We start from the raw sequence: 24,733 nt of genomic DNA, 5'->3' as shown, positions 1-24,733 counted from the left end.
CGCACGGGCAGTCGCGCGGCCGTCATGACACCGGAGCCCGGCGAAATCAGCCGGACCGGGATCGCTCCGGGCACGACGACGAGGCCTCCGAGCGGCGCTGACCTGTGCACCCCGTCCCGACGCGCCCGCTCGGGCGGGTGCGGTGACACAGCTCACGTGGGTCCCGAGTGCACGTTCCGGCCGCTTCACTCGTCTTGGCAGGTGTCAGGTGCCCTGGTGTCGGGGAGACGCACAGGATCCGAAGCCCGCGCGAGAGGAGCCGGCCATGTCCGCCGTCATCGAGCAAGCCGTACAGGCACGAATGGTCGCGTCCACCCCGCGGATGGAGACGGTCCCCGCCACCCTGCGGTACGACCGCGAGGACCCGTACGCCGTGAGCATGGCCTTCCCGCCGCCCGCGACCCTGGAAGGCGTCGAGGTCTCCTGGGCGTTCTCGCGCGAGCTCCTCGTCCAGGGCGTCGAGCGCCCGGCCGGGGACGGGGACGTACGCCTGCGTCCGTACGGGTACGACCGCACGGTGGTCGAGTTCCACGCCCCGGAGGGGGTTGCCATGGTCCACGTCAGGACTTCGGAGCTGCGCCTTTTCCTGGAGCGCTCGGAGCACCTGGTGCCGGCGGGCCGCGAGAACCAGTACCTGGACTGGGACCGGGGTCTGACGGAGCTGCTGCGCGACCGTCCCTGACGAGGCCCGGGGCCAGGGGGTCTGTCTCTCCCCGTAAATCGTTTGCGCCCTCCCGTGCCCCGGCGTACGGTCCTTACCGACCTATCGTCACCTGATCGGAGAAGGACGTTGCTCGTCTGAGGTTGCGAGACACCGTGCCGCGCGTGCCCCCTGTGCCGCGTGTGCCGTTCTCGACCTCGGCGTACGAGCCGTACTTCCCACAGCCCGCGCCCCGGTGTCTCCACGCGTCGCATCCAGTCACGCTCGCGCTCGCATCGGGAGGCCCCCATGGCGCATCACCCCACCTTCATCACCTGCACGTCCCTCTCCTTCTCCTGGCCCGACGGCACCGAGGTCCTCGACGACTTCCGCCTCGCGGTCGGCCCCGGCCGCACCGGGCTCGTCGGGCTCAACGGCTCCGGCAAGTCCACGCTCCTGAAGCTGATCGCGGGCGAGCTGACCCCGGTCTCCGGCACCGTCCGGGTCACCGGCGAACTCGGCTACCTCCCGCAGAACCTCGTCCTGGACACCTCACGGCGGGTCGACGAGATCCTCGGCATCGCCGCGAAGCGGGCCGCCCTGCACGCCATCGAGGCGGGCGACCCGGCGGAGGAGCACTTCACCGCTCTCGCCGACGACTGGGACGTGGAGGAGCGGGCCCGCGCCACCCTCGACCAGCTCGGTCTCGGCGGCGTCGGTCTCGACCGGACCGTCGGCGAGGTCTCGGGCGGTGAGTCCGTGCTGCTGCGCCTCGCCGCGCTACTGCTCGCCCGTCCGGACGTCCTGCTGCTCGACGAGCCGACGAACAACCTGGACCTGCACGCCAGGACACGGCTGTACGAGGCGGTGGAGAGCTGGTCCGGGGTCCTCGTCGTGGTCAGCCATGACCGCGAACTCCTGGAGCGGGTCGACCAGATCGCCGATCTGCGGGACGGCGCCGTCACGTGGTACGGCGGCGCCTGGTCCGCGTACGAGGAGGCGCTCGCGGCCGAACAGGAGGCGGCGGAGCGGATGGTACGGGTCGCCGAGGCCGACGTGCAGCGGCAGAAGCGCGAACTCGGCGACGCACAGCAGAAGTTGGCCCGACGCAAGCGGTACGCGCAGAAGAGCTTCGAGAACAAGGTCGTCCCGAAGATCGTGGCGAACAACCGGAAGAGCGAGGCGCAGGTATCGGCCGGCAAGCACCGGACGCTGCACGCGGAGCGCCTCTCGGAGGCCCGGGAGCGGCTCGACGCGGCCGTGGAGGCCGTGCGCGACGACGACGAGATCCGCGTCGAACTCCCGCGCACCTCGGTGCCGCCGGGCCGCGAGGTGCTGCTCCTGCGGGACCTGGAACTGCGGTACGGGGCTCGGGTGGACGGCGGGTTCGAGCTGCGCGGGCCGGAGCGGATCGCGCTGGTCGGCCGGAACGGCGCCGGGAAGACGACGCTCCTCCGGACGATCGCCGGCGAGCTGCCGGCGCTTTCGGGAGAGGCGGAGGCGCGGGTGCCGCTCCGTTTCCTGCCGCAGCGGCTCGACGTCCTCGACGACGGGTTGACCGTGGTGGAGAACGTGGCCCGGTTCGCGCCCACCGCGACGGGGAACGCGATCAGGGCACGTCTGGCACGGTTCCTGTTCCGCGGGGCGCGGGCCGATCAGCTCTTCGGCACCCTGTCGGGCGGTGAACGGTTCCGGGCGACGCTCGCGGCCCTGCTCCTCGCGGAGCCGGCGCCGCAGTTGCTGATGCTGGACGAGCCGACGAACAACCTGGACATCGCGTCGGTACGGAAGCTGACGGCGGCCCTCGACGCGTACGAGGGGGCGCTGATCGTGGCGAGCCACGACGTGACGTTCCTGGAGTCGCTGGGGATCACCCGCTGGCTGCTGCTCGACGGTGAGCTACGGCCGACGACGGCGGAGGAGGTGCGGGAGACGGCGACGACCGGGCGTTAGACCGACGGCGGGGGCGGGCCGACGCGGTTGCCTCGGGGCCGGCGGGAGGCGGCCCGGAAGACCGTCGGCCGGCCGGGCGCCGCCGGGTCGCCGATCCAGGCGTGGAGGGCGGCGCGGCGCACTCGCTCCGCGCCGCCGGGCATCTGCGCTGCGTAGCCGGCGGGAGGTCCAGTACACGGACGCCCGGGACGTGACCTGCGTCTCCGTCACCCGGACCGAGCAGCACACATAACGGAACGTAATCGGACATCGCCCGAACGGGCTTGGCCGACGCCTTACGGAGCCTTAACCTACGGTCTCGTAACCTACGAATCCGTAGGTATTTCCGTATGCCCTTCTCTCCGTCCCCAGGAGTCCTCGTGACACTCACCTCTCCCCACCTCGGCAGCTCCGCGGAGTGGACCGACGCGCGCCTGCTCTACGCGCTCGAAGAGGTCGTGGAGCAGGAACTCAACCGGCACCTCAAGGTCACCAAGGACTGGATGCCGCACGAGTACGTGCCATGGTCCGACGGCCGGAACTTCCCCGGCTTCTTCGAGGACGGCGAGGCCTGGGACCCGTCCCAGTCGAAGGTGACCGACATCGGCAAGATCGCCCTCGTCGTCAACCTGCTCACCGAGGACAACCTCCCGAGCTACCACCACGAGATCGCCAGCCTCTTCGGCCGCGACGGCGCCTGGGGCACCTGGGTGCACCGCTGGACCGCCGAGGAGGGCCGCCACGGCATCGTGATGCGCGACTACCTGCTCGCCTCCCGCGCCGTCGACCCGGACAAGCTGGAGCAGTTCCGGATGGCCCACATGAGCGAGGGCTTCGAGTCCGACAACCGGCACTCGATGCTGCACTCGGTCGCGTACGTCGCCTTCCAGGAGCTCGCGACCCGCATCTCGCACCGCAACACCGGCCACCAGTCCGGCGACCCGGTCTGCGACCGGATGCTCGCCCGCATCGCCACCGACGAGAACCTGCACATGGTCTTCTACCGCAACCTGCTGGGCGCGGCCTTCGAGCTCGCCCCCGACCTGACCATGCAGGCCGTGCGGGACGTCGTGGTCGGCTTCCGAATGCCCGGACACGGCATGCCCGGCTTCGAGCGGGCGGCGGCGCAGATGGCGATCGGCGAGATCTACAACATGCGCATCCACCACGACGACGTCCTCCAGCCGGTCCTGCGCTTCCTCAAGGTCCTCCAGATCGAGGGTCTCGGCCCGGACGGCCTGCGCGCCCAGGAGGAGCTGGGGCTCTACATGAACGGGCTCGACAGCGAGGCCAGCAAGTTCGACGAGAGGCTCGCGGCCCGCAAGGCCCGGATGGCCGCCCGCGCGGCGGGCTGACCGGCCGGACACCGCGCGGCGGGCGGGCGGCCCGTCGCGCGCTCAGCCGCGCTGCCGCCTCAGCCGGAACCGCTCCTTCTCCGAGAGCCCGCCCCACACGCCGAAGCGCTCGTCATGCGTGAGCGCGTACTCCAAACAGGCCACGCGCCCCTCACAGGCCCCGCAGAGCTGCTTCGCCTCACGGGTCGAGGATCCGGGCGCCGGAAAGAAGAACTCCGGGCCGGCCTGGGCGCACAGCGCGTTCTCCTGCCAGGTCATGTCGGGCTCCGGTGCGGTCAGTACGCTCGTGTCGGTCTGCATGCCGTACACGCTGCCGCAGGGTCCTAAACGAGCCATCAACGTTCGATCAATGCGGCGCGCCGAAAGGGTTTGTCACGCGGTCGGTCATCGGCGAGGATCGCCGCATGACGACCAGAAAGGGCCATGCCGCCTAGGCGCCCCGCCCCGCTCTCCGCAGGTCGCGCACCACCCGGGTACCGCTCGCCGCAGCGCCCGGATCCGCGACCGCCCGCCCCAGGAGAGCCCACCCATGCAGAAGACCGCCCTCGTCCCCCATGCCCGAAGCGCCCACGCGGTGGCCGTCCACGACAAGCGGGTCGCGTTCTTCGGCGGCTACGGCGCGGAGCAGGACCGGATCGCCTGCGGAGAGCTCACCGAGACGTCCGTCGAACCTGCGGACGCCGCCCTGCTCACCCTGCCCGGCGGCGGCCCCCTCGGCCGCCGCCGGGTCGTCCGGCCGGGGAGCCAGGATCTGCGTCCAGGTCGAGCCGTTCCACGCGTGGGGCGTGTTCGACCTCAGCGGGTGACGCCCGGGGGCGGGGAGCGTCTCGGCACTCCCCTCCCCCACCCCACCGTGGGGACGCGGCGCACGAACAGAGCGGCGGCAGCCGCGGAGATTTCCGTACGGTCGTGCGGTCAGTACCATGGGCGTATGAGCGGCAGCACCGGAAGCGCCACCGGGACGAAGACTGACGGGCGCGTCGAGCGCGGGAACCAGACCCGGCGCCTCGTGCTCGGCCGGACCATGGACATCGCCTCGGTCGAGGGCCTCGAAGGCCTGTCCCTGGGACGGATCGCGACCGAGCTGCGGCTCAGCAAGAGCGGTGTCTTCGCCCTGTTCGGCTCCAAGGAGGAGCTCCAGCTCGCCACGATCAGGGCGGCCGTCGCCGTCTTCGCCGACCGCGTGGTCACCCCCCTGAAGGACGTGCCTCCGGGCGCGCGACGGGTGCGCGGACTGTGCCGGAACTGGCTGACGTACTCCTCGGACCGGGTGTTCGCGGGCGGCTGCTTCTTCTACGCCGTCTCGGCCGAGTTCGACGCCCGTACGGGCCCGGTCCATGACGCCGTCGCCCGGACCCGCCAGGACTGGAACGCCTACATGGAACGGGCCCTGTCGGAGGCTCAGGCCGTCGGGGACTTCGCCGAGGACCTGGACGTGGAGCAGGTGGCGTTCGAGGTGATCGCCCTCATGGAGGCGGCGAACGCGCAGTCCGTCCTGCTCGGCGACACGGGGCCGTACGCCCGTGCCGAGCGGGGCGTCGTCTCCCGTCTGCGGGCCTCGGCGACGGACCGGGGCCTGGCCGCCATGGACGACGACAGATAGGCCTTCCCCGGCTGTGGGCGTCGGCGACAGGCCGGGGCCTGGCCGCCATGGACGACGACGGATAGGCCTTCCCCGGCTCAGCCCGTCGTCACCCGTTCCCCGGACGGTTCGCCCGCGGGAGCCGTCAGGAACTCCACCGCTTCGGCCACGACGTCCGGGTCCTTCAGGATGCGGCGATGGCCGAGGCCCCGGGTGACGACGAGCCGGGCCCGGTCGCCGTGGGACCGCGCGAGCAGCCGCGACTGGGCGAGGGGCACCATGTCGTCGCTCTCGTCGTGGAACAGCAGCACGGGCGCGCCGAGTTCGCCGGGGTCCCGGTCGGCACCGAAGCGGTCCCAGATGCCGGGCTCGTCCGGCGCGATCCGCCGCTCCACATGGTTCCGCATACAGCGGAGCACCCGCTCGTCGAGGCCGAGGCCCGTGCGGAATCCCGCGAGCAGCAGGTCGAAGGAGCCGACTCCGCCGAGGCCGACGAACCGTGCCGTACGGACGCCGTCCCGGAGCGCGAAGAGGGCGGCGAGGACACCGAAGGAGTGGGCGACGACGGCGTCGAAGTCGCCGTGCCGGGCGTGCAGTTCCCGGATGATCTCCCGGTATTCCACGATGTTGCCGGCACTCCCCGAGGAGTCGCCGTGGCCGGGGGCGTCGAAGGTGACCGGGCTGTAGCCGCGCGCGAGGAGCGCCTCGGCGAAGGCGGTGAGGCGCGAGGCGCGTGAGGACCAGCCGTGGACGAGCAGGACGGGCCGGCGGCCGTCGCCCCAGGCGTAGGTGACGACGTCCTTGCCTCGTACGCGGAGATGTCCGGTGCGTGCCGCGGCGAGCAGGTTCTGCTCCTCGGGCTTGACCCGCGCCCGGCCGAGGGGGCGGACGAAGAGGTGGAAGGCCCAGCGGCCGGCCGGTCCGGGGGCGACACGGGCGGTGGCGTTCAGGGCGGTGCGGATGAGCGGGGCCATCGGGTACATGCCGGTTCTCCTCGGTCGTCCTCTGCAGGGAAAAAATGCTAGCACGATCGTTCGTGTTGTTTTAGAGTCGAGAAAGAGGCGGGCCGGCGCCCACCCGGAACGCACCGGCCCGCCTTCAGAACCAGGTCAGCCGCTCTCCTTCTTCGCCCGGCTCGGCTGGACCCGCTTCGGCTCGCCCGGCATCTTCGGATACTCCGGCGGGTACGGCAGATCACCGAGGCCGTGCTCCGCCTCGTCCCGCCGCGCCAGTTCGAGCAGGGACTCCAGACTGAACCGCTGATCGTCCATGTCGGCGTGGACGTCGCCGACCTCGGCGTACCGGACCGGCATCTTCTTGATGTCGAAGTCCCGAGGCACCGCGTCGTCGACCTCCTCCCACCGCAAGGGCGCCGAGACAGGGGCGTGCGGTCGCGGCCGTACGGAGTAGGCGGAGGCGATCGTGCGGTCCCGGGCCGTCTGGTTGTAGTCGACGAAGATCCGCTCGCCGCGCTCCTCCTTCCACCACTTCGTGGTGACCCGCTCCGGCATCCGCCGCTCCAGCTCCCGACCGCAGGCGATGGCCGCCCGCCGGACCTGCGTGAAGGTCCACTCGGGCAGGATGGGCACGAAGACATGGAGCCCGCGCCCGCCGGAGGTCTTGGGCCAGCCGCGCAGCCCGTGCTCGTCGAGGACGGAGCGCAGTTCGTGGGCGGCGCGGACGGCGTCCGCGTAGTCCGTGCCGGGCTGCGGGTCGAGGTCGATGCGGAGTTCGTCGGGGTGGTCGGTGTCGTCCCGCCGCACCGGCCAGGGATGGAAGGTGACAGCGCCCAGATTGGCGGCCCAGAGCACGGCCGCCGGCTCCGTGGGGCACATCTCGTCGGCCGACCGGCCGCTGGGGAAGGTGATGTGCGCCGTCGGGATCCAGTCGGGCAGGTACTTGGGGGCACGCTTCTGGAAGAAGGACTCGCCGGTCACCCCGTCGGGGTAGCGCTCCAGGGTGGTGGGGCGGTCGCGCAGGGCGCGGGTGATGCCGTCACCGACGGCGAGGTAGTAGTGGACCATGTCGAGCTTGGTGTAACCCGTTTCAGGGAAGTACACCTTGTCCGGATTGGACACGCGCACGGTCCGGTCGCCGACTTCCACTTCCACCGCTGCCGCCTTGCCTGCCATGCCGGTCAGCCTAGGACTCGCCGACAACTCCCGCATACCGGACAATCGCCTCATGGATCTTCCGGTGATGCCGCCCGTGAAACCGATGCTCGCCAAGTCCGTGAAGCGGATCCCGCCAGGGATGCAGTACGAGGCGAAGTGGGACGGCTTCCGTGCGATCGTGCACCGGGACGGGCCGGAGCTCGTCATCGGCAGCCGTACCGGCAAGCCCCTCACCCGCTACTTCCCCGAGCTGGTCGAGGCGCTCGCGACCCGACTGCCGGAGCGGTGCGTGGTCGACGGGGAGATCGTCATCGAGCACCAGGGCCGTCTCGACTTCGACCGGCTCAGCGAGCGGATCCATCCGGCCGACTCCCGGGTCCGCATGCTCGCCGGGACGACCCCGGCGCGGTTCGTGGTCTTCGACCTGCTGGCCCTCGGGGACGTCTCCCTCCTCGACACTCCCCTGAGCGAGCGCCGGGAGGCCCTGGAACGGATGCTCGCCGGGGTGGACGCGCCGGTCCATCTGGCCCCGGCGACCCGGGACGCCGAGCTGGCCGGCCGCTGGTTCCAGCAGTACGAGGGGGCGGGCCTCGACGGGGTGATCGCCAAGCCCCTCGACCTGCCGTACCGGCCGGACGCCCGGCTCATGTACAAGATCAAGCACGAGCGGACGGCCGATGTGGTGGTGGCCGGCTACCGCTTCCACAAGAGCGGACCGGTGGTCGGCTCGCTGCTGCTCGGCCTGTACGACGACAAGGGCGCCCTCCAGCACGTCGGCGTGTGCGCGGCGTTCACCGCGAAGCGGCGCGCCGAGCTGGTGGAGGAGCTGGAGCCGCTCCGGATGGACCCGCCGGACGGGCACCCGTGGGCGGCGTGGACGGACGAGGCCGCGCACGAGGGAGCGCGGCTGCCGGGTGCGCCGAGCCGCTGGTCGGGGAAGAAGGACCTGTCGTGGGTGGCGCTGCGGCCCGAGTGGGTCTGCGAGGTCGGGTACGACCACATGGAGGGCGACCGCTTCCGCCACACGGCGCAGTTCAAGCGGTGGCGGCCGGACCGCACCCCGGAGTCCTGCGGTTACGGACAGCTGGAGGAGCCCGCCTCGTACGACCTGTCGGAGATCCTGGTCTAGCGGGACCGGCCGCCGCACGGAAGCGGCGAGGGACGCCGGCCGTCCACCGGGAACGTGCGGGCGCCGCCCACCGGGAGCACGGGAGGCGGCGGACACCGGGAGCAGGAGAGGCGGCGGACACCGGAGCATGGGTGCCGGCAGACACCGGGGGCACGCGGGCCGGCGGACTTCAGGAGCATGGCGACCGTCGGACGCGTGCGCGCCGGCGGATGGCCGCAAGGCGCCGATCCGTCGAGTGAGATGCTTCACATTCCGCGGTCTTCCCATGGAGCCCGACTCCCCCCAGTCGGCCAGGCGTTCGCCGCACGGACGGGCGATTCGCGGGGACGGTGCGCGCTGCCGTGACGGCCGCCCGCCCCCGTACCTGCGACAACGCCCCCGCAGCCGTCCGGCGTCCGCGCCCGCTCCCCGGCCCCGGCCCTCGCGCGGCCCTCCTCCGGGCCGTCGCGCCGTTGCCCTGCCGCGACATCACCGTGCCGGAACCCGTACGGCGATCCGGTACGTATGGAGAGGAGACCCTTCCGTACCCGACCCTGACCCACTAGGACTGACCCGTGATCACCTCGCCCTCGCGCCTCGTCCCCGTCCCGATCCCCGACCGTGTGGCAGCGCTGATCGGTTCCTGCCTGCCGCTGCACGTCCTCCAGGCCGAGGTCGACGCGGACTGCGCGGCCCGCGAGGTCTACCGGTTCCGGGGGCCGCTCTGCGCGGAGGACCGGGCCGACCGCGAGCACGCCCTCGCCGCGCTCGCGCGGGCCAACAAGATCCTCGCCAAGCACCACCCGAAGCTGCCCGTCACCCCCTGACGGCCCGCCCGTTCGGCCGTCCCCCGCATGCACCCGGTCGGGGCCGGTGTGACGCTGCGAGAGTGACCACGACCAGCGACGCAGCGCCCGCGCCCCCGGCGGCCACAGAGCCACCCGTGCTCGACAGCCGCCGCCGCAACATCGTCTTCGGCACGATCATGCTGGGTGTCCTCCTCGCCGCCCTCGACCAGACGATCGTCGGCACGGCGCTGCCCACGATCGTCTCGGACCTGGGCGGCGCCGCCCACATGTCGTGGGTGGTCACCGCCTATCTGCTCGCCGAGACGGTCGCGACCGTCCTCGTCGGCAAGTTCGGCGATCTCTTCGGCCGCAAGGTGATCTTCCAGATCTCGGCGGTCGTGTTCATCACCGGTTCGTTCCTCTGCGGACTCGCCACGAACATGACGCTGCTCATCGTCTGGCGCGGCCTCCAGGGCATCGGCGCGGGCGGCCTCATGGTCACCTCCATGGCTCTCATCGCCGATGTGATCCCGCTGCGCGAACGCGGGAAGTACCAGGGGGCGATCGGGGCCGTGTTCGGCGTCTCCACCGTCATCGGGCCGCTCCTCGGCGGCCTGTTCACCGACCATCTCAGCTGGCGCTGGGCGTTCTACGTCAACGTGCCCATCGCGATCCTCGTCGTCATCGCCGCCGCCCGCACGATCCCCTCCGTACGCTCGGCGAGCCGGCCCGTCATCGACTACGCGGGCATCGGGCTCGTCGCCGCCGGATCCAGCGCCCTGATCCTGGCCACGAGTTGGGGCGGGAACGAGTACGCCTGGAGTTCCGGCGTCATCATCGGGCTCTTCGTCGGCGGCCTTCTCGCCCTCGGCCTCTTCTGCCTGGTGGAGACCCGGGCCGCCGAACCCATGCTGCCCATGCGGCTGTTCGCGAATCCCGTCTTCACCGTCTGCTCCGTACTGAGCTTCGTCGTCGGCTTCGCCATGCTCGGCGCCATGACCTTCCTGCCGACCTACCTCCAGTACGTCGACGGTGACTCGGCCACCGTCTCCGGCATCCGCACCCTCCCCATGGTCGTCGGCCTGCTCATCGCCTCGATCTTCAGCGGCAACGTCGTCAGCAAGACGGGCCGCTACCGCGTCTTCCCGATCGTCGGCTGCCTGGTGATGGGGCTCGGCCTCTATCTGCTGTCCCTCATGGGGCCGGGGACCAGCACGTGGCTCGCCTCGCTGTACATGTTCGTCCTCGGCCTCGGCATCGGCCTGTGCATGCAGGTCCTCACCATCGCCGTGCAGAACACCGTCGACTACGCCGACCTCGGCACCGCCACCTCCGGCGTCACCTTCTTCCGTACGCTCGGCAGCTCGTTCGGCACCGCCGTCTTCGGCACGATCTACGTCAACTCCCTCACGCCCAACCTCGCGGCGGGCGTCGGCGAGGCCTCGGCCGTCGCGGGAGGCCTCGGCGTGGACCCGGCCGGACTCGCCCAGGCCGCGCAGAATCCCACCGGAGTGCACGCCCTGCCCGACGCGGTCGCGGAGCCGATCGTCCACGCCTACGCCGACACCCTCCACACCGTCTTCCTGTGGACCGTGCCGGTCGCCGCCGTCGGCTTCCTCGTCGCGCTCTTCCTCAAACAGGTGACGCTCCACGACTCGGCCCGGGCCGCCGCGCCCGACATGGGTGAGGGCTTCGCCTCCCCCACCACGGCGGGCGACTCGGCGAAGCTCCTCGAACTGGCCGTCGGCCGGATCCTGCGCCGCACCGACCTCGACACCGTCCGGCGGATCGTCGCCTCCTCCGACACCCGGCTCGACACCGCGGGGGCCTGGGCGGTGATGCAGGTCGAGCTCTTCACCCGGACCGTCGGACACGCGAGCCTCGGTCTGGTCTCCGCCGGGCGGCGGATCCCACCGGAGGTGCTGCTGCCGGTCTTCGACCGGATGGTCGACGAGGGCTTCCTGACCCGCGACGGGAACCTGCTCTCCCACACTCCGGCCGGCAAGCGCGAGGCGGACATCATCACCCACGCGTGGGGCGACTGGCTCGCCGGCCGGCTCGAACAGGAACGAGGCCGGCCCAGCGGTCCCGAACTGCGGGTGGCCACGGACGCCATCGCGAAGAAGATCGTCGCCGAGGACCTCGCGAGCGGCATCCCGTCCCGACGGCCGACGGTCCCGGCGGGCGTCCGCTGAGAGGACCGGTCCGTCCTCCGGAGTGACGTCGCCGTCCTACGCCTACGGGGTGACGTCGCCGTCCACGTACACCCAGGCGCCCTCGTGGCGGGCGAAGCGGCTGCGTTCGCTCATCGCGCCGGGCTCGCCGTCGTGGACGTACCGCGCGGTGAAGCTCACGGTGCCGTGCTGGTGGAAGGCCGTGCCCTCGGTGGCCTCCTCGATCTCCAGGCCGGTCCAGCGCGTGCCCGGGTCGAAGTCGACCTCGCCCGGCCGGGTCTCCGGCGCCCAGGTGCGGAGCAGATAGGCCTCGTCGCGGACGACGAAGGCGCTGTAGCGGGAGCGCATGAGCAGTTCGGCGGTGGGCGCCGTGCCGGCCGTTCCCGCGTGGAACCGGCCGCAGCACGCGCCGTACGGGGCGTCGAGGCCGCAGGGGCAGGGCGAGGCCGCGGTCACGGCGGGGGCCGCGACGGAGGTCGTGCGGGGGCGGGTCTTGCGTCGGGACATGCCGCCATTCTCCCCCACCGGGAACGCGGGGCGGCGCCCGGCATGTGGACGCCTCCGTGGACGCCGGTCCGGAATCCCGCTGCTCGGAGGAGGCTCCCGAGTAGCGTACGAACATGAAACTGACGATTCTCGGAGGCGGCGGGTTCCGGGTGCCGCTGGTGTACGGGGCTCTGCTCGGCGACCACGCCGAGGGACGGGTCACCCAGGTCACCCTGTACGACCTCGACGAGGGGCGGCTCTCGGCCATCGCCAGGGTCCTCGCGGAACAGGGTGCGGGGGTGCCGGACGCGCCCGCGGTGACGGCGACGACAGACCTGGACGAGGCGCTGCGCGGGGCGGACTTCGTGTTCTCCGCGATCCGGGTCGGCGGTCTCGAGGGCCGGGCCGCCGACGAGCGGATCGCGCTCGCCGAAGGGGTGCTCGGCCAGGAGACGGTGGGGGCCGGCGGCATCGCGTACGGGCTGCGGACCGTACCCGTCGCGGTGGACGTGGCGCGCAGGATCGCCGTGCTCGCCCCGGACGCCTGGGTCATCAACTTCACCAACCCGGCGGGCCTGGTCACGGAGGCGATGTCCCGGATCCTCGGCGACCGGGTCGTCGGCATCTGCGACTCCCCCGTGGGCCTGGGCCGGCGGGTCGCCCGCGTCCTGGGCGCCGACCCGGACGAGGCCTGGATCGACTACGTGGGCCTCAACCACCTGGGCTGGCTGCGGGGGCTGCGGATCGGCGGCCGCGACGAACTGCCGCGGCTGCTCGCCGACGAGAAGGCCCTCGGCTCCTTCGAGGAGGGCAGGCTCTTCGGCCCGGAGTGGCTGCGCACGCTCGGCGCCATCCCCAACGAGTACCTGCACTACTACTACTTCAACCGGGAGGCGGTGCACGCCTACCGGACCGCCGAGCGGACCCGCGGCGCCTACCTCCGCGACCAGCAGGGGGCCTTCTACGAGGAGATGGCGAAGCCGGACACACCTGCCCTGGCCGCCTGGCACCGTACGCTCGCCGACCGCGAGGCCACCTACATGGCGGCGAACCGGGAGGCCGCCGGGACCGGGGACCGCGACGAGGAGGACCTGGAGTCGGGCGGCTACGAGAAGGTGGCGCTCGCTCTCATGCGGGCGGTGGCACGCGACGAGCGGGCCACGCTGATCCTCAACGTGCGCAACGGCACGACGCTCGCCGCGCTCGACGCGGACGCGGTGATCGAGGTGCCCTGCGTCGTGGACGCGAACGGCGCCCACCCGGTGTCGGTCTCCCCGCTGCCGTACCACGCGGTGGGTCTCGTGACGGCGGTGAAGGCGGTGGAGCGGGAGGTCCTCGCGGCGGCGGAGAGCGGCTCGCGGGCGACCGCGGTCAAGGCCTTCGCCCTGCATCCGCTGGTCGACTCGGTGACGGTGGCCCGCAGGCTCGTGGACGGCTACACGGCGGAGCACGCGGGACTGGCGTACCTACGGCACTGAGCCGGCTCCCGCGTTCCCGGGAGTCGTCGCGGAACCGTACGGCTGACGAACATCTTTACGGCGCCGGGGGCGCGGCCTAGGCTCGCGCCCCATGACCTCACAGAACAAGGGAGTTCGGCGAGAGGTGGCCCGCCTCGTCACGGCCTCTCTGCTGGCCGTCGGCCTGGTGGGCACCGTACCGGCGGCCGCGGAGACACCGACGCGGGGGGACGGTCCGGTCGTCGTTCCCGTCCAGACCACCGGGCCGGCGGACCGGCGGTTCAACCTGGTGTTCATGGGCGACGGCTACACCGCGGCGGAGATGCCGGCCTTCCGGGCCGACCTCGAACGGCATCTGAACACCTTGTGGAGCATCGAGCCCTTCGCCTCCTACCGCTCGTACATCAACGTGTGGGCGGTGGAGGCTCCTTCGGCCGAGTCGGGTGTCGACTGCGACCCCGGCCTTGACGCCCCCGCCCGCGACACCGTGCTCGACATGGGCTTCTGGGGCGGCTGCGACCCGGACAGCGTGCAGCGCCTGCTGACCGTCGACAGCGGGAAGGCGGCCGCGCTCGCCGACCTCGTCCCCGGCACGAACCGCGCCAACCGGCAGGTCGTCGCCCTCGCGCACAGCTCCACCTACGGCGGCGCGGGCGGCGGCTACGCCACCGCTTCCGGCGGGAACGCCCTCTCCTCGCTCATCACCCCGCACGAGATAGGCCATTCGCTCGGCGGTCTCCAGGACGAGTACGACTACTACGCGCGGGGCGTCCCCGGCGGGGAGTACTCCGGCCCGGAGCCCTCCTCCGCCCACCACACACTGATGACCGAGGCCCGGATGCGGGAGCAGCGGGCCAAGTGGTGGCGGTGGCTCGGCGAGGAGAGCGAGTCGGGCGGGGTCATCGGACGCCACGAGGGCGGCCTGTACAGCACGAAGGGTGTCTGGCGCCCGAGCCGGCACTCGCTCATGAAGACCCTCGGCTACTCCTTCGACCAGGTGGAGCGCGAGGTCATGGTCCGGGCGATCTCCGCGAAGGTGAACCTGGTCCAGGACCACACGCCGCGTGCGGCGCCCCTCGGGGCGGACCGGACGGTGTGGGTGGACACCATGCACCCGGTGGGCGGTGCGCTCACCGTGACCTGGCGCCTCGACGGACGGACGCTTCCCACGTACGGCGCCCGCACGGTCGACCTGCGGAAGCTGCGGCTCTCCCCCGGGCCGCACAGCCTCACGGCGACGGTCACCGACCCGACGCCCTTCGTCCGCGACCCGGCGGTCCGCGCCTCCGCCGCCCTCACCCGGACCGTGAGCTGGACGGTCGACCCGTCCCTGACCACCGTGCCGGACGGGACCCGGGCCGCGTTCACCGGCCACACCCCCACCGGTGCGCCCGTCGGGGCCCGGACCGTGGTCCACGCGGACACCACCCATCCGGTGGACCGCACACCGGCCGTGCGGTGGCATCTCGACGGCCGTCCCGTCGCGACCGGCCCCAACGACCGCGATCTGGACCTGCGTCCGCTCCGGCTCGCTCCCGGGACCCACACCCTGACCGCCCGTCTCGCGGGCACCGACGAGGAGTTGAGCTGGACGGTGGACGCACGGCCGGCCACGGCCGCGTACGGACTGTCCGAACCGCTGCGTACCGTGCGGCGCCCCGGACGTCCTGTGGAGTACGTCTACGACGGCCCGTTCACGATGAGGCTGACCGCCAGGGACGACCAGGAGGGCGCCGTCGTCAGCCAGTTCCGGGTGGACGGCGACGGCTGGTACACGTACTACGGCTGGCCGACGGACGCCGACGCGCCGTTCCGGTTCACGCCGGGCGGCACGGTGATCGACGACCTCGTGTACGGGAAGCTGGGCCGCAGCCGGGTGGTGCCGTGGGACGACGCGACCCCCGACTACGGCACGCACCGGATCGAGTACCGCACGATCGACGCGGCCGGCAACGTCGGCCCGGCGCGGAGCTTCCTGGTGACGCTGGTGGAGCCGTAGGGCGTGCCGCAGGGCGTGCTGCGGAACGCGAGGAGGCCCGCCTGCGAGCCGTAGGGCGTCCTGAGGAACGCGAGGAGGCCCGCCGGCAGGTCGGCGGGCCTCCTCGCGTATCCGTACGGATCGGGTCAGGGCTTGCGGGCCACCCCGGCCCATCCCGGGATCGGGTCGTCGCCCTGGACCGGAACGGGCTCGCCCAGCTCCGGGTGCCACTCGGCGGTGAGCGAGACCCCGGGCTCGACGAACTCCAGACCGTCGAAGAACGCCGCCAGCTCGTCCCGCGAGCGGGGCCGCAGGGTCAGCCCGCGCGCCTTGTACATGGCGGCCGCCTTCGCCGCGCCCTCCGGGTCGAAGTCCCCGGTGACATGGGAGAGGACCAGGTAACTGCCCGGCGCGAGCTTCTCGACGATCTTGGAGACCAGTTCGTACGCGCCGTCCTCGTCGCCGACGAAGTGCAGCAGGGCGAGCATCGAGAGCGCGATGGGCTGGTCGAAATCAAGGACCTTTCCGGCCCTTTCGAGGATGATCTCGGGCTGGCGGGCGTCCGCCTGGATGTACTCGGTGGCCCCTTCCGGGGTCGAGCGCAGCAGGGCGGCCGCGTGCGCGAGCACGATCGGGTCGTTGTCGCAGTAGACGATGCGGGAGTCCGGCGCGGCCTCCTGCGCGATCTGGTGCAGGTTGGGCTCGGTCGGGATGCCCGTACCGACGTCCAGGTACTGGCGGACGCCGTGGGCGCTGAGCCAGCGGATGGCGCGGTGCATGAAGGCCCGGTTGACGCGGGCCATGTCCCGGCCCCGGGCGTCGACGGTGAGCAGCTGACGGGCCATCGCCTCGTCGACCGGGTAGTTGTCCTTGCCGCCCAGGAACCAGTCGTACATGCGCGCCGGGTGCGGCGTGCTGGTGTCGATCCGTATCTCACTCCGCGGAGCTGCGGGGTCCTGGGTCATCGGCTCTCCTGGTCGGGATGAACGAGCGGCACTACAGCAAGAGTTACGCGACGGTACGGGTGGGACGGAAGGGTTCAGGTGAGCAGAAAGTCAGCCTGACCGGATTTGGCCCCCTGGATGAATGCGGCGATCTCCCCGTGGGTGTAGATGAGCGCGGGTCCTTCAGGGTCTGCGGACTGTCGCACGGCGACCCTGCCGTCGGCCAGCTTCATGGCCTCCACGCAGTTGCCCCCGTTCCCGCCGCTCCACGGCTTGTGCCAGCCCTCGGCACCGAGCTCAGCGGCGGGCATGCCGTTGTATATGCGATCCATTCACAGCTCCTTGCGGAGATCCCGAAGGATCTCCTTCGTGCGTTGTGCAGTCGCGGCCTGAGCCGCCATGCGGTCCATGACCTCCAGGTGGGACGCCACCTCGGGGCGCGCGTCGAGATAGACGGCGCCGGTCAGGTACTCGCTGTAGACCATGTCCGGGAGTTCCGGCATGGCGAAGCGGAAGAGGACGAACGGTCCGTAGGTGCCGGGGTGGTGGCCGGACGCGAACTCCGCGATCTGCAGGGTGACGTTCGGCAGCTCGGACACTTCGAGCAGCCGGTCGAGCTGGTCGCGCATCACTTCGGGCCCGGCGCCGACCGGTCGGCGGAACACCGTCTCGTCCATGATCACCCAGAACTTCGGGGCGTCCTCCCTGGTCAACAGGGACTGGCGCTCCATCCGCAGGGCTACATGCCGCTCGGTCTCCTCATCCCTGTCGGCATCGCTGCCGCCACCGACCGCCCCGCTGCGCAGAATGGCGCGGGCATAGTCCGCGGTCTGGAGCAGACCGGGGATGAACTGGGGTTCGTACGCCCGGATGAGGCTCGCCGCCCCCTCCAGGCTCACGTACATGGAGAACCAGCCGGGCAGCACATCATGGAACCGCTGCCACCAGCCGGGGAGGTTGGCCTCCTCCGCGAGGGCGATGAAGCCCTCCGCCTCGGAGTCCGTGATCCCGTACTCCTTCAACAGGAGCTGCACGTACGGAATCTTCAGCGCGACCTCGGCGGTCTCCATCCGCCGGACGGTGGCCGGGGCCACCCGGAGAATCTTCGCGGCCTCTTCCCTCTTCAGGCCGGCACGCTCCCGCAGATCCTGCAGGCGCCTCCCGAGAACGACCTGTCCCACCGTGGGGGCGGACCGCGGCTCGCTCACTCTCAGACCTCCCCGACGCACTGTTTCGACGAGTGTGCCACGAAGCCGGGCCAGAGAGAACACAGCACTCTGCAATTTCCAGAGTGCCACTTGCCAAGTGTCCGACTCAGGAGGACAGTGTTCCGGTGAACCAGTACACGCTGCCGCCGTGCGCCCCCGCGCCACGGCGACAGCGCCGTACGGCAGTCCTGCCCACTGTTGTGAGGAACCGGTCGTGGCTTCTGGTAACGCGCAGCCCTCAGGTCTCATGAGCCCTCGAGCCCCTCGGGTCATGGCCCAGCGCCCACAGCCGCACACCGATACCGTCCGCCGCTTCGCCTTCGAGCTCCCGGCCCTCACCGCGTCCGTCGCACGGGCCCGCCGGCTCGCCGAGGAGCGGCTCATCCTCTGGGGCTGCGGCCCCGACATACGTGACACGGTCGCCCTCGTCGTCTCGGAACTCGTCACCAACGCCGTGGTGCACACCGCGAGCGACCGGGTGATCTGCGAGATCCGCGAGGACGAGGAGACACTGCGGATAGCCGTGCGCGACGAGGGCGGCCCGGCGGGACCGCGGATACGCGACTGTGGCGAGGAGGAACGCGGCCGCGGACTCCTCATCGTCGACGCGCTGTGCACCGCCTGGGGCGCCGACCGCACCGGACACGGCACGGCCCAGGTCGTCTGGGCGGAGCTGGCCCACGGCATGGGGGAACCGTGCTGAGGTCGATGGCCACCCGCATGATCCCGCTGCTTCCCAGGACCCGCAGGTCCCCCGGCCGTGCGCCGGAACCCCGCGTGTCCACCGGACTCCGCCCCGGGACCTCGGACTCCGCCCGCCCCCGCGAGCTGCGCGCCACCCGCCTCGCCGTCCCCGTCGGACTGCACACCGGACTCGGCTGCGACGCCGTCGGCGTCCCCGCCCGCTTCGGCTTCAAGATCCTCTCCCGGCTCCCCGCCAAGGGCTGCGTCTACGCCGACTCCGACTGGTGGTGGTGGCTCGTCCCGGCCGGCTCCGACCACGACCTGACCTGGCCCCTGCCCGCCTGCTACGCACCGGGCGCCGAGATCCCGGACCGCGGGCCGCGCCTCATCCACCACCCCGACGGCACCTCGCCGTACACCCCGCCGATCCCCCTCTACCTGCTGATCTGCCAGCTGACGGGGATCGCACCGTCCTGGACCGCACCACCCGTACGCAGCGCGCTCTGACCGCGGGCACCCCTGCCTTGGTACCCCCGGTGCGCGGCTCGCTCGCGCGCACGGGCGTCTCTCGCGCACACGGGCGTCTCTTTCGCACGGGCGTCTCTCGCGCACACGGGCGTCTCTGGCGCACGGGCGTCTCTCGCGCACACGGGCGTCTCTTTCGCACGGGCGTCTCTCGCGCACACGGGCGTCTCTTTCGCACGGGCGTCTCTGGCGCACGGCACGGACGGCATAGGGTCGGGGACATGTTCACCCCGCAGGGTCCCACCCTCCGCGAGCTGACCGTCCAGGCCCTGTCCTCGGTCGAGCACGGCTACGACCTGCTCGCGGACACCTTCGACGCCACCCCCTTCCGTACCTCCGACCGCCTCCTGGCCGCCGTCACCCGCACGCTGGAGCCCTTCGGCCCCTTCGACTCGGGCCTCGACGTCTGCTGCGGCACCGGCGCCGGGCTCGGCGTCCTCCGCTCCCTCTGTACGGGCCGGATCACGGGCGTCGACTTCAGCACGGGCATGCTGGACCGGGCCCGCACCGCCCACCCCACCGCCGACCTGGTCCGCGCCGACGCGCTCGCCCTGCCCTTCGCCCCGGTCTTCGACCTGGCGGTCAGCTTCGGCGCCTTCGGCCACTTCCTCCCCGACGCCCAGCGCACCCTGTTCGCGCAGGTCCACGCCGCCCTCCGCCCCGGCGGCACCTTCGCCTTCCCGCTCCCGGCCCCGCCCCCGGTCGGGTCCCGCCTCTACTGGACCCTGTGGGGCTTCGACGCCGCGATGCGCGTCCGCAACGCCGTCTGGCGGCCGCCGTTCGTGATGTACTACCGCACCTTCCGCCTCGCGGACGTCCGGAGCCGCCTGGAGAGCACCGGCTTCGAGGTGTCCCTCGTCCCGGTCGAGACCCTGGGGCGCAGGAAGGACGGAAGCCCGCGGTGCCGGCTGGTGAGGGCACGGAAGACGTAGAAGCCGGCACCGCGCTCGCCCGCGCCGACCTCAGGCCGGGCGCTCCGCCATGACGACCACACCCGGACCGCTGTACTCCTCGGGAGGCAGCCGGAGTTCGGCGACCGGCCGCAGTCCGGCCTCCTCGATCAGAGCCACGAGCTGTTCCGGCCGCCACTGGTGCGTCGTCCAGCGAACCGGTACCCCTCCGTAGGCCTCCGTGCGCACCGCGTCCTCGTCGCCGACGTGGGTGGCGGTGATGAACTGCCCGCCCGGCTTGAGGGCCCGCGCGAACAGGGCGAGGACCTGAGGCAGGACCTCGCGGGGGAGGTTGAAGAGGGACCACCACCCGAGGACGCCGCCGAGGGACGCCTCCGCCAGGCGGAGATCGGTGGCGGAGCCGACGCTGAAGCGGCACTGCGGGTGGAGACGGCGCGCGTTCTCGATCATGCGGGGCGAGAGATCGACCCCGGACACGTCGAGGCCGCGCTCGGCGAGGTACGCGGTCACCGTCCCGGGCCCGCAGCCGACGTCGAGGACGGGCCCGAGCTCGCCCACGGTGTCGGCGAACGCGTCGATGGACGCCTTGAGCCAGGGATGACGACGGATGTCACCGATGCCCGTCGTCACCACCATGTCGGCGTAGTTGTCAGCCACCCGGTCATAGGACTCGCGGACGACATCGAGATCGACGGGGCGGTCAATTTGGTGTGCGCACATCCGCCCACCCTAGGGCTGAGCGGCGACCACGCCGAGGGGTCCACCGCACCCCTCGGCGGGCCATGTCCCGGCCTGGCAAGCAGCCCCGCGCAGAACGGAAAATGCCGGTCGATTCGAAGATCGACCGGCATTTCCGCTGGTGTCCGAGGGGGGACTTGAACCCCCACGCCCGATAAAGGGCACTAGCACCTCAAGCTAGCGCGTCTGCCATTCCGCCACCCGGACAAGGTGTCTGTCGCTTCGGGTTTCCCTCGCGGCGACAGATGTAACTCTACCAGGGGTTCGAGGTGGCTTTCACCAGCGTTTTCCGTGGTCAGTGGGGTGGGGCGGCCTCCTTCTCCTTGATCAAGTCCGAGCCGCCCCGCCCCGTGCACGGACCGTCGCGGACCGTGTGCGCGCCGCGCCGGTGACTCAGCGGCCCTTCTCGCGCAGGGAGTGCAGGTGGGCGCTGGACCTGCGGGCGAAGCTCAGGGAGTCGACGGGGTTGTCCCGCTCGGCCTGCCAGTGGTGGGCGTGCCTGCCGTGGTGGGTGCGGTTGACCGCCGAGATGAAGCGCCGGTAGTCGATGTCACCGTCCCCCACGTCCGTCATGCGGTATCCGTAGGGCACGACGGAGTCGTCGCGGTCACCGTCCTTGACGTGGAAGAGCGGGAACCGGTGGGGCTGGGCGAGGACGTAGCCGAGGGGGTCGAAGGGGGCGGGCGTGCCGTCCGGGCGCGTGGAGTAGCGGTGCCGGCCGACGTACGCCCAGAAGATGTCCATCTCCAGGAACACCAGGTCGGGGTCGGTCTCCGCGAGGAGGACGTCGTAGAGGCGCACGTCGGGGCGGTCGGAGGCGAAGGAGAACTCCTCCGAGTGGTTGTGCTGGTAGAACTTCATGCCGCGCTTCTTCGCCTCGGCGCCGAACCGGTTGAACTCCTCGGCGCAGCGCTTCCAGCCGTCGACGGTCGAACCGTAGCGCCAGGGCCCTGAGGCGGTGCCGATGTGGGGCAGGCCGAGCGCCGCGGCGTCGTCGAGGACGCGGTCGAGGTTCTGGGCGAAGGTGTACGCGGTGGGGTCGTCCGAGTAGTAGCCGACGTGGCTGCCGATGGGGCGCAGTCCGTGGTCACGGGTGAGGCGCCTGAGCTCGGGGAGGGTGAGGGGGCCCGCGGCTCCCTGACCGTAGCCGGCGTACTCGACCTCGTCGTAGCCGTACCTCTGCAGTTCGGCGAAGACGGCGGCGAAGCCGAGGGTCGCGACCTTGTCCCGCAGCGAGTAGAGCTGGATGCCGAGGCGGCCGGGCGGCAGGACGGGGCGGCCGTGCCCGTGCCCCTGCGTCTCGGGGGACGCGGCGGCGTCGGCCGCGGCGGCGGGGGTGGCCGCCGATCCCAGGAGGGCGGCGGCGGTCGCGCCGGCGGCGACGCCCAGCATGTTTCGCCTGCTGAGCCTGTGGACGAGTTCAGGGTCGGTGGCGGATTCGGTCCGACGGGAACGACTCATCTGTGGATAACTCCTTGGCTGTCGTAGGGGCCTGCTTCACTGGAATCCGGTCGGGCAGCTCAGGCGACTCCGGCCAGCCTCAGCAGCAGGTTCTTCACATCGGTGGCCGCGACGCGGCCGTCCAGAGCGCGGGGGGTGGAGCACAGGATGAGCGGCCCGTTGGCACTGTCGTCGCTCGTGGGGAGGCGGCCATGGCTGCCGCGAAGAGGTGAGGGGTCGAGAGGGACGACCGCGAGCCGGTACCGCATACCCAGCTTCTTGCGGGCGATCTCCCTGGCTGCCTTGACCCGTACGTAGGGGTCCAGCGGGTCCATGAGGAGTTCGGCGGGGTCGTAGCCGGGCTTGCGGTGGATCTCGACGAGCCGGGCGAAGTCGGGGGCGCGGGCGTCGTCGAGCCAGTAGTAGTACGTGAACCACGCGTCGGGCTCGGCGACGGCGACCAGCTCCCCCGAGCGCGGATGGTCGAGGCCGTGCTCCCTCTTGCCGTCGTCGTCGAGGAGCCGTTCGAGACCGGGCAGGTCCGCGAGGGCTTCCCGGGCGGCGGGCAGATCCGCGGGGCGCCGCACGTACACGTGGGCGATCTGGTGGTCGGCGACGGCGAAGGCCCGCGACGTCATGGGGTCCAGATACTCCATGCCGTCCTGGGTGTGGACCTCCAGGAGGCCGGCCCGGCGCAGGGCGCGGTTGATGTCGACGGGGCGGTCGACGCGGGTGATGCCGTACTCGGAGAGGACGACGACCGTGCGGCCCTCGGCCCGCGCCTCGGCGAGGAGCGGGGCGAGGACGGTGTCGAGCTCCGCCGCGGCGCGGAAGGACCGCGGGTCGTCGGGGCCGTGGCGCTGGAGGTCGTAGTCGAGGTGCGGGACGTAGCAGAGGGCGAGGTCGGGGCGGCGGGTGCGGAGGATGTGACGGGTGGCGTCGACGATCCAGCGGCTGGAGACAAGGTCGGCGCCGGGGCCCCAGAAGTGGAAGAGGGGGAAGGTGCCGAGTCTGTCGGTGAGTTCGTCGTGCAGGGCGGGGGGCCGGGTGTAGCAGTCGGGTTCCTTGCGTCCGTCGGCGTAGTACACGGGGCGGGGGGTGACGGTGATGTCGGTGTCGGCGCCCATGGCGTACCACCAGCAGATGTTGGCGACGGTGTAGCCGGGGTGGGCGCGGCGGGCGGCGTCCCAGAGGCGGTCGCCGGTGACGAGGCCGTTGTGCTGGCGCCACAGCAGCACGTCGCCGAGGTCCCGGAAGTACCAGCCGTTGCCGACGATGCCGTGCTCGGCGGGGAGGGTGCCGGTGAGGAACGTGGTCTGGGCGGTGCAGGTGACGGCGGGCAGGACGGTGGAGAGCGGGGCCTGGGAGCCGCTGCGGGCGAGAGCGGCGAGGTGGGGCATGTGCGGCAGGAGCCGCGGAGTGAGGCCGACGACGTCGAGGACCAGGAGGGGGGTGGGTGCGGGTGTGGTGTCGCTCATGGCAGTTCCTTGAGGCCGAGGTCGGTCAGCAGTTCGCGGGCCAGGGTCAGTTCGGCGGCGATGCCCTCCGCGAGACGCGCCCGGGTGCGGGGCCGGCGGTCGGCGGGAAGGGCCTGCCAGGTGTACGTCTCGACCTCCAGGTGGTGGGTGCGGGGGTGCGGGCCGCCGACGAGGAGGGCGAGGGCGTCCTGGAGGAAGGGCAGCGTGGAGGCGAGCGGAGGGGCGGGGGGAGCGTGCAGCGGTACGTGGAAGTGGGCGCGCCAGGGTGTCGCGTCGGGGAGGCCGGGCCGGTCGGGGCGTTCGGCGCTGCCGAGGGCCTCGGGGAGATCGTCGGTGCCGCGCAGGCCGGCGGCGGTCCTGGTGCGGGTCTGGTGGAGGAAGCGCGGTTCGGCGAACTCCGCGAGCGCCGCCCTGACCTCGGGGCGGTGCGGACGCTCGGCGTGGAGGGCGGCGGAGAGCTGGGCCTTGGGCACCGGGATGCCGGCGGCGGCGAGGGCGTCCAGGGCGGTACGGGGGTCTTCGAAGGAGGTCGCGAGATGACAGGTGTCGAGGCAGACGCCGATACGGGGACTCGGTACGGCGGCGAGCGCGGTGACGGCGTCGGCGACGGTCTCGACGGTGCAGCCGGGCTCCGGTTCGATCCCGATCCGGATGCTCCTCCCGGTGAGGTCCTCCAGGGCGTCGAGACGCCCGGCGAGGGTGGTCAGGGCGGTACGGGCGAGGGCGGCGGCCCCGGCGTCGAAGGAGGTCCGCCAGGCGAGGGGCAGGGTGGAGACGGACCCTTCGGTGACGTCCTCGGGGAGCAGCGCGGCGAGAAGCCGGGCCAGGTCCGTGGTGTGGGCGAGGCGTTCGGGACGGGTCCAGTCGGGCCGGTAGACGCGGTACTTGACCTCGTCGGCGCCGAAGCCTTCGTACGGGAAGCCGTTCAGGGTGACGACTTCGAGGCCGCGGCGGTCGAGTTCGGCGCGGAGGGTGCGGAGCGACGCGGGGTCGGTGGTCAGGGTGCGGGCGGCGTCGCGGGCCAGCCAGAGCCCGATGCCGAGACGGTCGCGGCCGAGGCGGCGACGGACCGGCTCGCAGTGGTCGCGGAGCTGGGCGAGGACGCCGTCGAGGGTCTCCGCCGGGTGCACGTTGGTGCAGTAGGACAGGTGGACGGTGGAGCCGTCGGGGTGCCGGAAGCGCATCGGGGCG

The 24,733-nt window shown here is 71.8% G+C and carries 25 protein-coding genes and 1 tRNA gene; 12 read left to right on the top strand and 14 right to left on the bottom strand.

What is annotated here, in order from left to right; all coding sequences use genetic code 11:
* Window positions 1-265: 265 nt before the first annotated feature.
* A complete protein-coding gene (locus ACFVYX_RS04455; RefSeq protein ID WP_389679798.1) occupies window positions 266-682 on the top strand; it encodes an SsgA family sporulation/cell division regulator in 417 nt (138 codons plus the stop codon).
* A gap of 267 nt (window positions 683-949) precedes the next feature.
* On the top strand, window positions 950-2,593 hold the full coding sequence (locus tag ACFVYX_RS04450) for an ABC-F family ATP-binding cassette domain-containing protein (RefSeq protein ID WP_389679797.1): 1,644 nt from the start codon (window positions 950-952) through the stop codon (window positions 2,591-2,593).
* On the opposite strand, the gene ACFVYX_RS04445 is transcribed toward ACFVYX_RS04450, so the two are convergent.
* Window positions 2,590-2,736 carry a hypothetical protein gene (locus tag ACFVYX_RS04445; RefSeq protein ID WP_389679796.1) on the bottom strand — a complete coding sequence of 49 codons (147 nt, stop codon included), beginning with the start codon at window positions 2,734-2,736 and terminating at the stop codon, window positions 2,590-2,592. The genes ACFVYX_RS04450 and ACFVYX_RS04445 overlap by 4 nt on opposite strands.
* A gap of 216 nt (window positions 2,737-2,952) precedes the next feature.
* Here ACFVYX_RS04445 and ACFVYX_RS04440 point away from each other — a divergent pair, with 216 nt between their 5' ends.
* Window positions 2,953-3,927 carry an acyl-ACP desaturase gene (locus ACFVYX_RS04440; protein ID WP_389679795.1) on the top strand — a complete coding sequence of 325 codons (975 nt, stop codon included), beginning with the start codon at window positions 2,953-2,955 and terminating at the stop codon, window positions 3,925-3,927.
* A gap of 42 nt (window positions 3,928-3,969) precedes the next feature.
* On the opposite strand, the gene ACFVYX_RS04435 is transcribed toward ACFVYX_RS04440, so the two are convergent.
* Both ACFVYX_RS04435 and ACFVYX_RS04430 read right to left on the bottom strand, forming a co-directional pair.
* The gene (locus ACFVYX_RS04435; RefSeq protein WP_389679794.1) at window positions 3,970-4,227 is read right to left on the bottom strand and encodes a WhiB family transcriptional regulator; all 258 of its coding nucleotides are present in this window, start codon (window positions 4,225-4,227) and stop codon (window positions 3,970-3,972) included.
* A 130-nt stretch (window positions 4,228-4,357) separates the two neighbouring features.
* Window positions 4,358-4,774 carry a hypothetical protein gene (locus tag ACFVYX_RS04430; RefSeq protein ID WP_389679793.1) on the bottom strand — a complete coding sequence of 139 codons (417 nt, stop codon included), beginning with the start codon at window positions 4,772-4,774 and terminating at the stop codon, window positions 4,358-4,360.
* An 84-nt stretch (window positions 4,775-4,858) separates the two neighbouring features.
* Here ACFVYX_RS04430 and ACFVYX_RS04425 point away from each other — a divergent pair, with 84 nt between their 5' ends.
* A complete protein-coding gene (locus ACFVYX_RS04425) occupies window positions 4,859-5,530 on the top strand; it encodes a TetR/AcrR family transcriptional regulator (protein WP_389679792.1) in 672 nt (223 codons plus the stop codon).
* A 77-nt stretch (window positions 5,531-5,607) separates the two neighbouring features.
* Here ACFVYX_RS04425 and ACFVYX_RS04420 read toward each other — a convergent pair whose 3' ends face one another.
* Window positions 5,608-6,492 carry an alpha/beta fold hydrolase gene (locus ACFVYX_RS04420; protein ID WP_389679791.1) on the bottom strand — a complete coding sequence of 295 codons (885 nt, stop codon included), beginning with the start codon at window positions 6,490-6,492 and terminating at the stop codon, window positions 5,608-5,610.
* Window positions 6,493-6,618: 126 nt separating this feature from the next.
* Window positions 6,619-7,641, bottom strand: a complete 1,023-nt coding sequence (ligD, locus tag ACFVYX_RS04415; protein ID WP_389679790.1) for a non-homologous end-joining DNA ligase — start codon at window positions 7,639-7,641, stop codon at window positions 6,619-6,621.
* A gap of 52 nt (window positions 7,642-7,693) precedes the next feature.
* Here ligD and ACFVYX_RS04410 point away from each other — a divergent pair, with 52 nt between their 5' ends.
* The 3 genes from ACFVYX_RS04410 to ACFVYX_RS04400 all read left to right on the top strand — a co-directional run bounded on the left by ACFVYX_RS04410 (window position 7,694) and on the right by ACFVYX_RS04400 (window position 11,714).
* Window positions 7,694-8,752: an ATP-dependent DNA ligase gene (locus tag ACFVYX_RS04410; protein ID WP_389679789.1), complete on the top strand. Its 1,059-nt coding sequence runs from the start codon at window positions 7,694-7,696 to the stop codon at window positions 8,750-8,752.
* A gap of 554 nt (window positions 8,753-9,306) precedes the next feature.
* Window positions 9,307-9,558 carry a hypothetical protein gene (locus ACFVYX_RS04405; protein ID WP_371635200.1) on the top strand — a complete coding sequence of 84 codons (252 nt, stop codon included), beginning with the start codon at window positions 9,307-9,309 and terminating at the stop codon, window positions 9,556-9,558.
* A gap of 62 nt (window positions 9,559-9,620) precedes the next feature.
* Window positions 9,621-11,714, top strand: coding sequence for an MDR family MFS transporter (locus ACFVYX_RS04400; RefSeq protein ID WP_389679788.1), 2,094 nt, complete (start codon window positions 9,621-9,623; stop codon window positions 11,712-11,714).
* 42 nt (window positions 11,715-11,756) lie between these two features.
* Here ACFVYX_RS04400 and ACFVYX_RS04395 read toward each other — a convergent pair whose 3' ends face one another.
* Window positions 11,757-12,200 carry a YchJ family protein gene (locus ACFVYX_RS04395; RefSeq protein WP_389679787.1) on the bottom strand — a complete coding sequence of 148 codons (444 nt, stop codon included), beginning with the start codon at window positions 12,198-12,200 and terminating at the stop codon, window positions 11,757-11,759.
* A 113-nt stretch (window positions 12,201-12,313) separates the two neighbouring features.
* Between ACFVYX_RS04395 and ACFVYX_RS04390 the strand changes: the two genes are divergently transcribed.
* Window positions 12,314-13,657: a 6-phospho-beta-glucosidase gene (locus ACFVYX_RS04390; protein WP_389679786.1), complete on the top strand. Its 1,344-nt coding sequence runs from the start codon at window positions 12,314-12,316 to the stop codon at window positions 13,655-13,657.
* 91 nt (window positions 13,658-13,748) lie between these two features.
* The gene (locus tag ACFVYX_RS04385; RefSeq protein ID WP_389679785.1) at window positions 13,749-15,635 is read left to right on the top strand and encodes a M64 family metallopeptidase; all 1,887 of its coding nucleotides are present in this window, start codon (window positions 13,749-13,751) and stop codon (window positions 15,633-15,635) included.
* 125 nt (window positions 15,636-15,760) lie between these two features.
* On the opposite strand, the gene ACFVYX_RS04380 is transcribed toward ACFVYX_RS04385, so the two are convergent.
* From ACFVYX_RS04380 to ACFVYX_RS04370, 3 genes are all read right to left on the bottom strand, one after another.
* A complete protein-coding gene (locus tag ACFVYX_RS04380; RefSeq protein ID WP_389679784.1) occupies window positions 15,761-16,579 on the bottom strand; it encodes an SAM-dependent methyltransferase in 819 nt (272 codons plus the stop codon).
* 74 nt (window positions 16,580-16,653) lie between these two features.
* Complete coding sequence (locus tag ACFVYX_RS04375) at window positions 16,654-16,890, bottom strand: DUF397 domain-containing protein (RefSeq protein WP_015037566.1); 237 nt, start codon at window positions 16,888-16,890, stop codon at window positions 16,654-16,656.
* The gene (locus ACFVYX_RS04370) at window positions 16,891-17,766 is read right to left on the bottom strand and encodes a helix-turn-helix transcriptional regulator (RefSeq protein WP_389679783.1); all 876 of its coding nucleotides are present in this window, start codon (window positions 17,764-17,766) and stop codon (window positions 16,891-16,893) included.
* A gap of 271 nt (window positions 17,767-18,037) precedes the next feature.
* Here ACFVYX_RS04370 and ACFVYX_RS04365 point away from each other — a divergent pair, with 271 nt between their 5' ends.
* The 3 genes from ACFVYX_RS04365 (at window position 18,038) to ACFVYX_RS04355 (ending at window position 19,907) form a co-directional block, all read left to right on the top strand.
* Window positions 18,038-18,469, top strand: a complete 432-nt coding sequence (locus ACFVYX_RS04365) for an ATP-binding protein (RefSeq protein ID WP_389679782.1) — start codon at window positions 18,038-18,040, stop codon at window positions 18,467-18,469.
* Between the two features lie 17 nt (window positions 18,470-18,486).
* Complete coding sequence (locus tag ACFVYX_RS04360) at window positions 18,487-18,957, top strand: hypothetical protein (protein ID WP_389680044.1); 471 nt, start codon at window positions 18,487-18,489, stop codon at window positions 18,955-18,957.
* 239 nt (window positions 18,958-19,196) lie between these two features.
* A complete protein-coding gene (locus ACFVYX_RS04355; protein WP_389679781.1) occupies window positions 19,197-19,907 on the top strand; it encodes a class I SAM-dependent methyltransferase in 711 nt (236 codons plus the stop codon).
* A 30-nt stretch (window positions 19,908-19,937) separates the two neighbouring features.
* Here the strand turns inward: ACFVYX_RS04355 and ACFVYX_RS04350 are convergent, their stop codons facing one another.
* The 5 genes from ACFVYX_RS04350 to eboE form a co-directional block, all read right to left on the bottom strand.
* A complete protein-coding gene (locus tag ACFVYX_RS04350; RefSeq protein ID WP_389679780.1) occupies window positions 19,938-20,606 on the bottom strand; it encodes a methyltransferase domain-containing protein in 669 nt (222 codons plus the stop codon).
* A gap of 137 nt (window positions 20,607-20,743) precedes the next feature.
* Window positions 20,744-20,831 (bottom strand) — tRNA-Leu (locus ACFVYX_RS04345).
* Window positions 20,832-21,017: 186 nt separating this feature from the next.
* Window positions 21,018-22,085 carry a sugar phosphate isomerase/epimerase family protein gene (locus ACFVYX_RS04340; RefSeq protein WP_389679779.1) on the bottom strand — a complete coding sequence of 356 codons (1,068 nt, stop codon included), beginning with the start codon at window positions 22,083-22,085 and terminating at the stop codon, window positions 21,018-21,020.
* Window positions 22,086-22,144: 59 nt separating this feature from the next.
* Window positions 22,145-23,542: an alkaline phosphatase family protein gene (locus tag ACFVYX_RS04335; RefSeq protein ID WP_389679778.1), complete on the bottom strand. Its 1,398-nt coding sequence runs from the start codon at window positions 23,540-23,542 to the stop codon at window positions 22,145-22,147.
* Complete coding sequence (gene eboE / locus ACFVYX_RS04330) at window positions 23,539-24,726, bottom strand: metabolite traffic protein EboE (protein ID WP_389679777.1); 1,188 nt, start codon at window positions 24,724-24,726, stop codon at window positions 23,539-23,541. The genes ACFVYX_RS04335 and eboE overlap by 4 nt, the downstream gene beginning before the upstream one ends.
* Window positions 24,727-24,733 lie beyond the last annotated feature (7 nt).

The organism is Streptomyces sp. NPDC058326 (assembly GCF_042879855.1).
Classification (GTDB): domain Bacteria; phylum Actinomycetota; class Actinomycetes; order Streptomycetales; family Streptomycetaceae; genus Streptomyces.
This window is presented reverse-complemented; position numbering and strand designations above follow the sequence as displayed.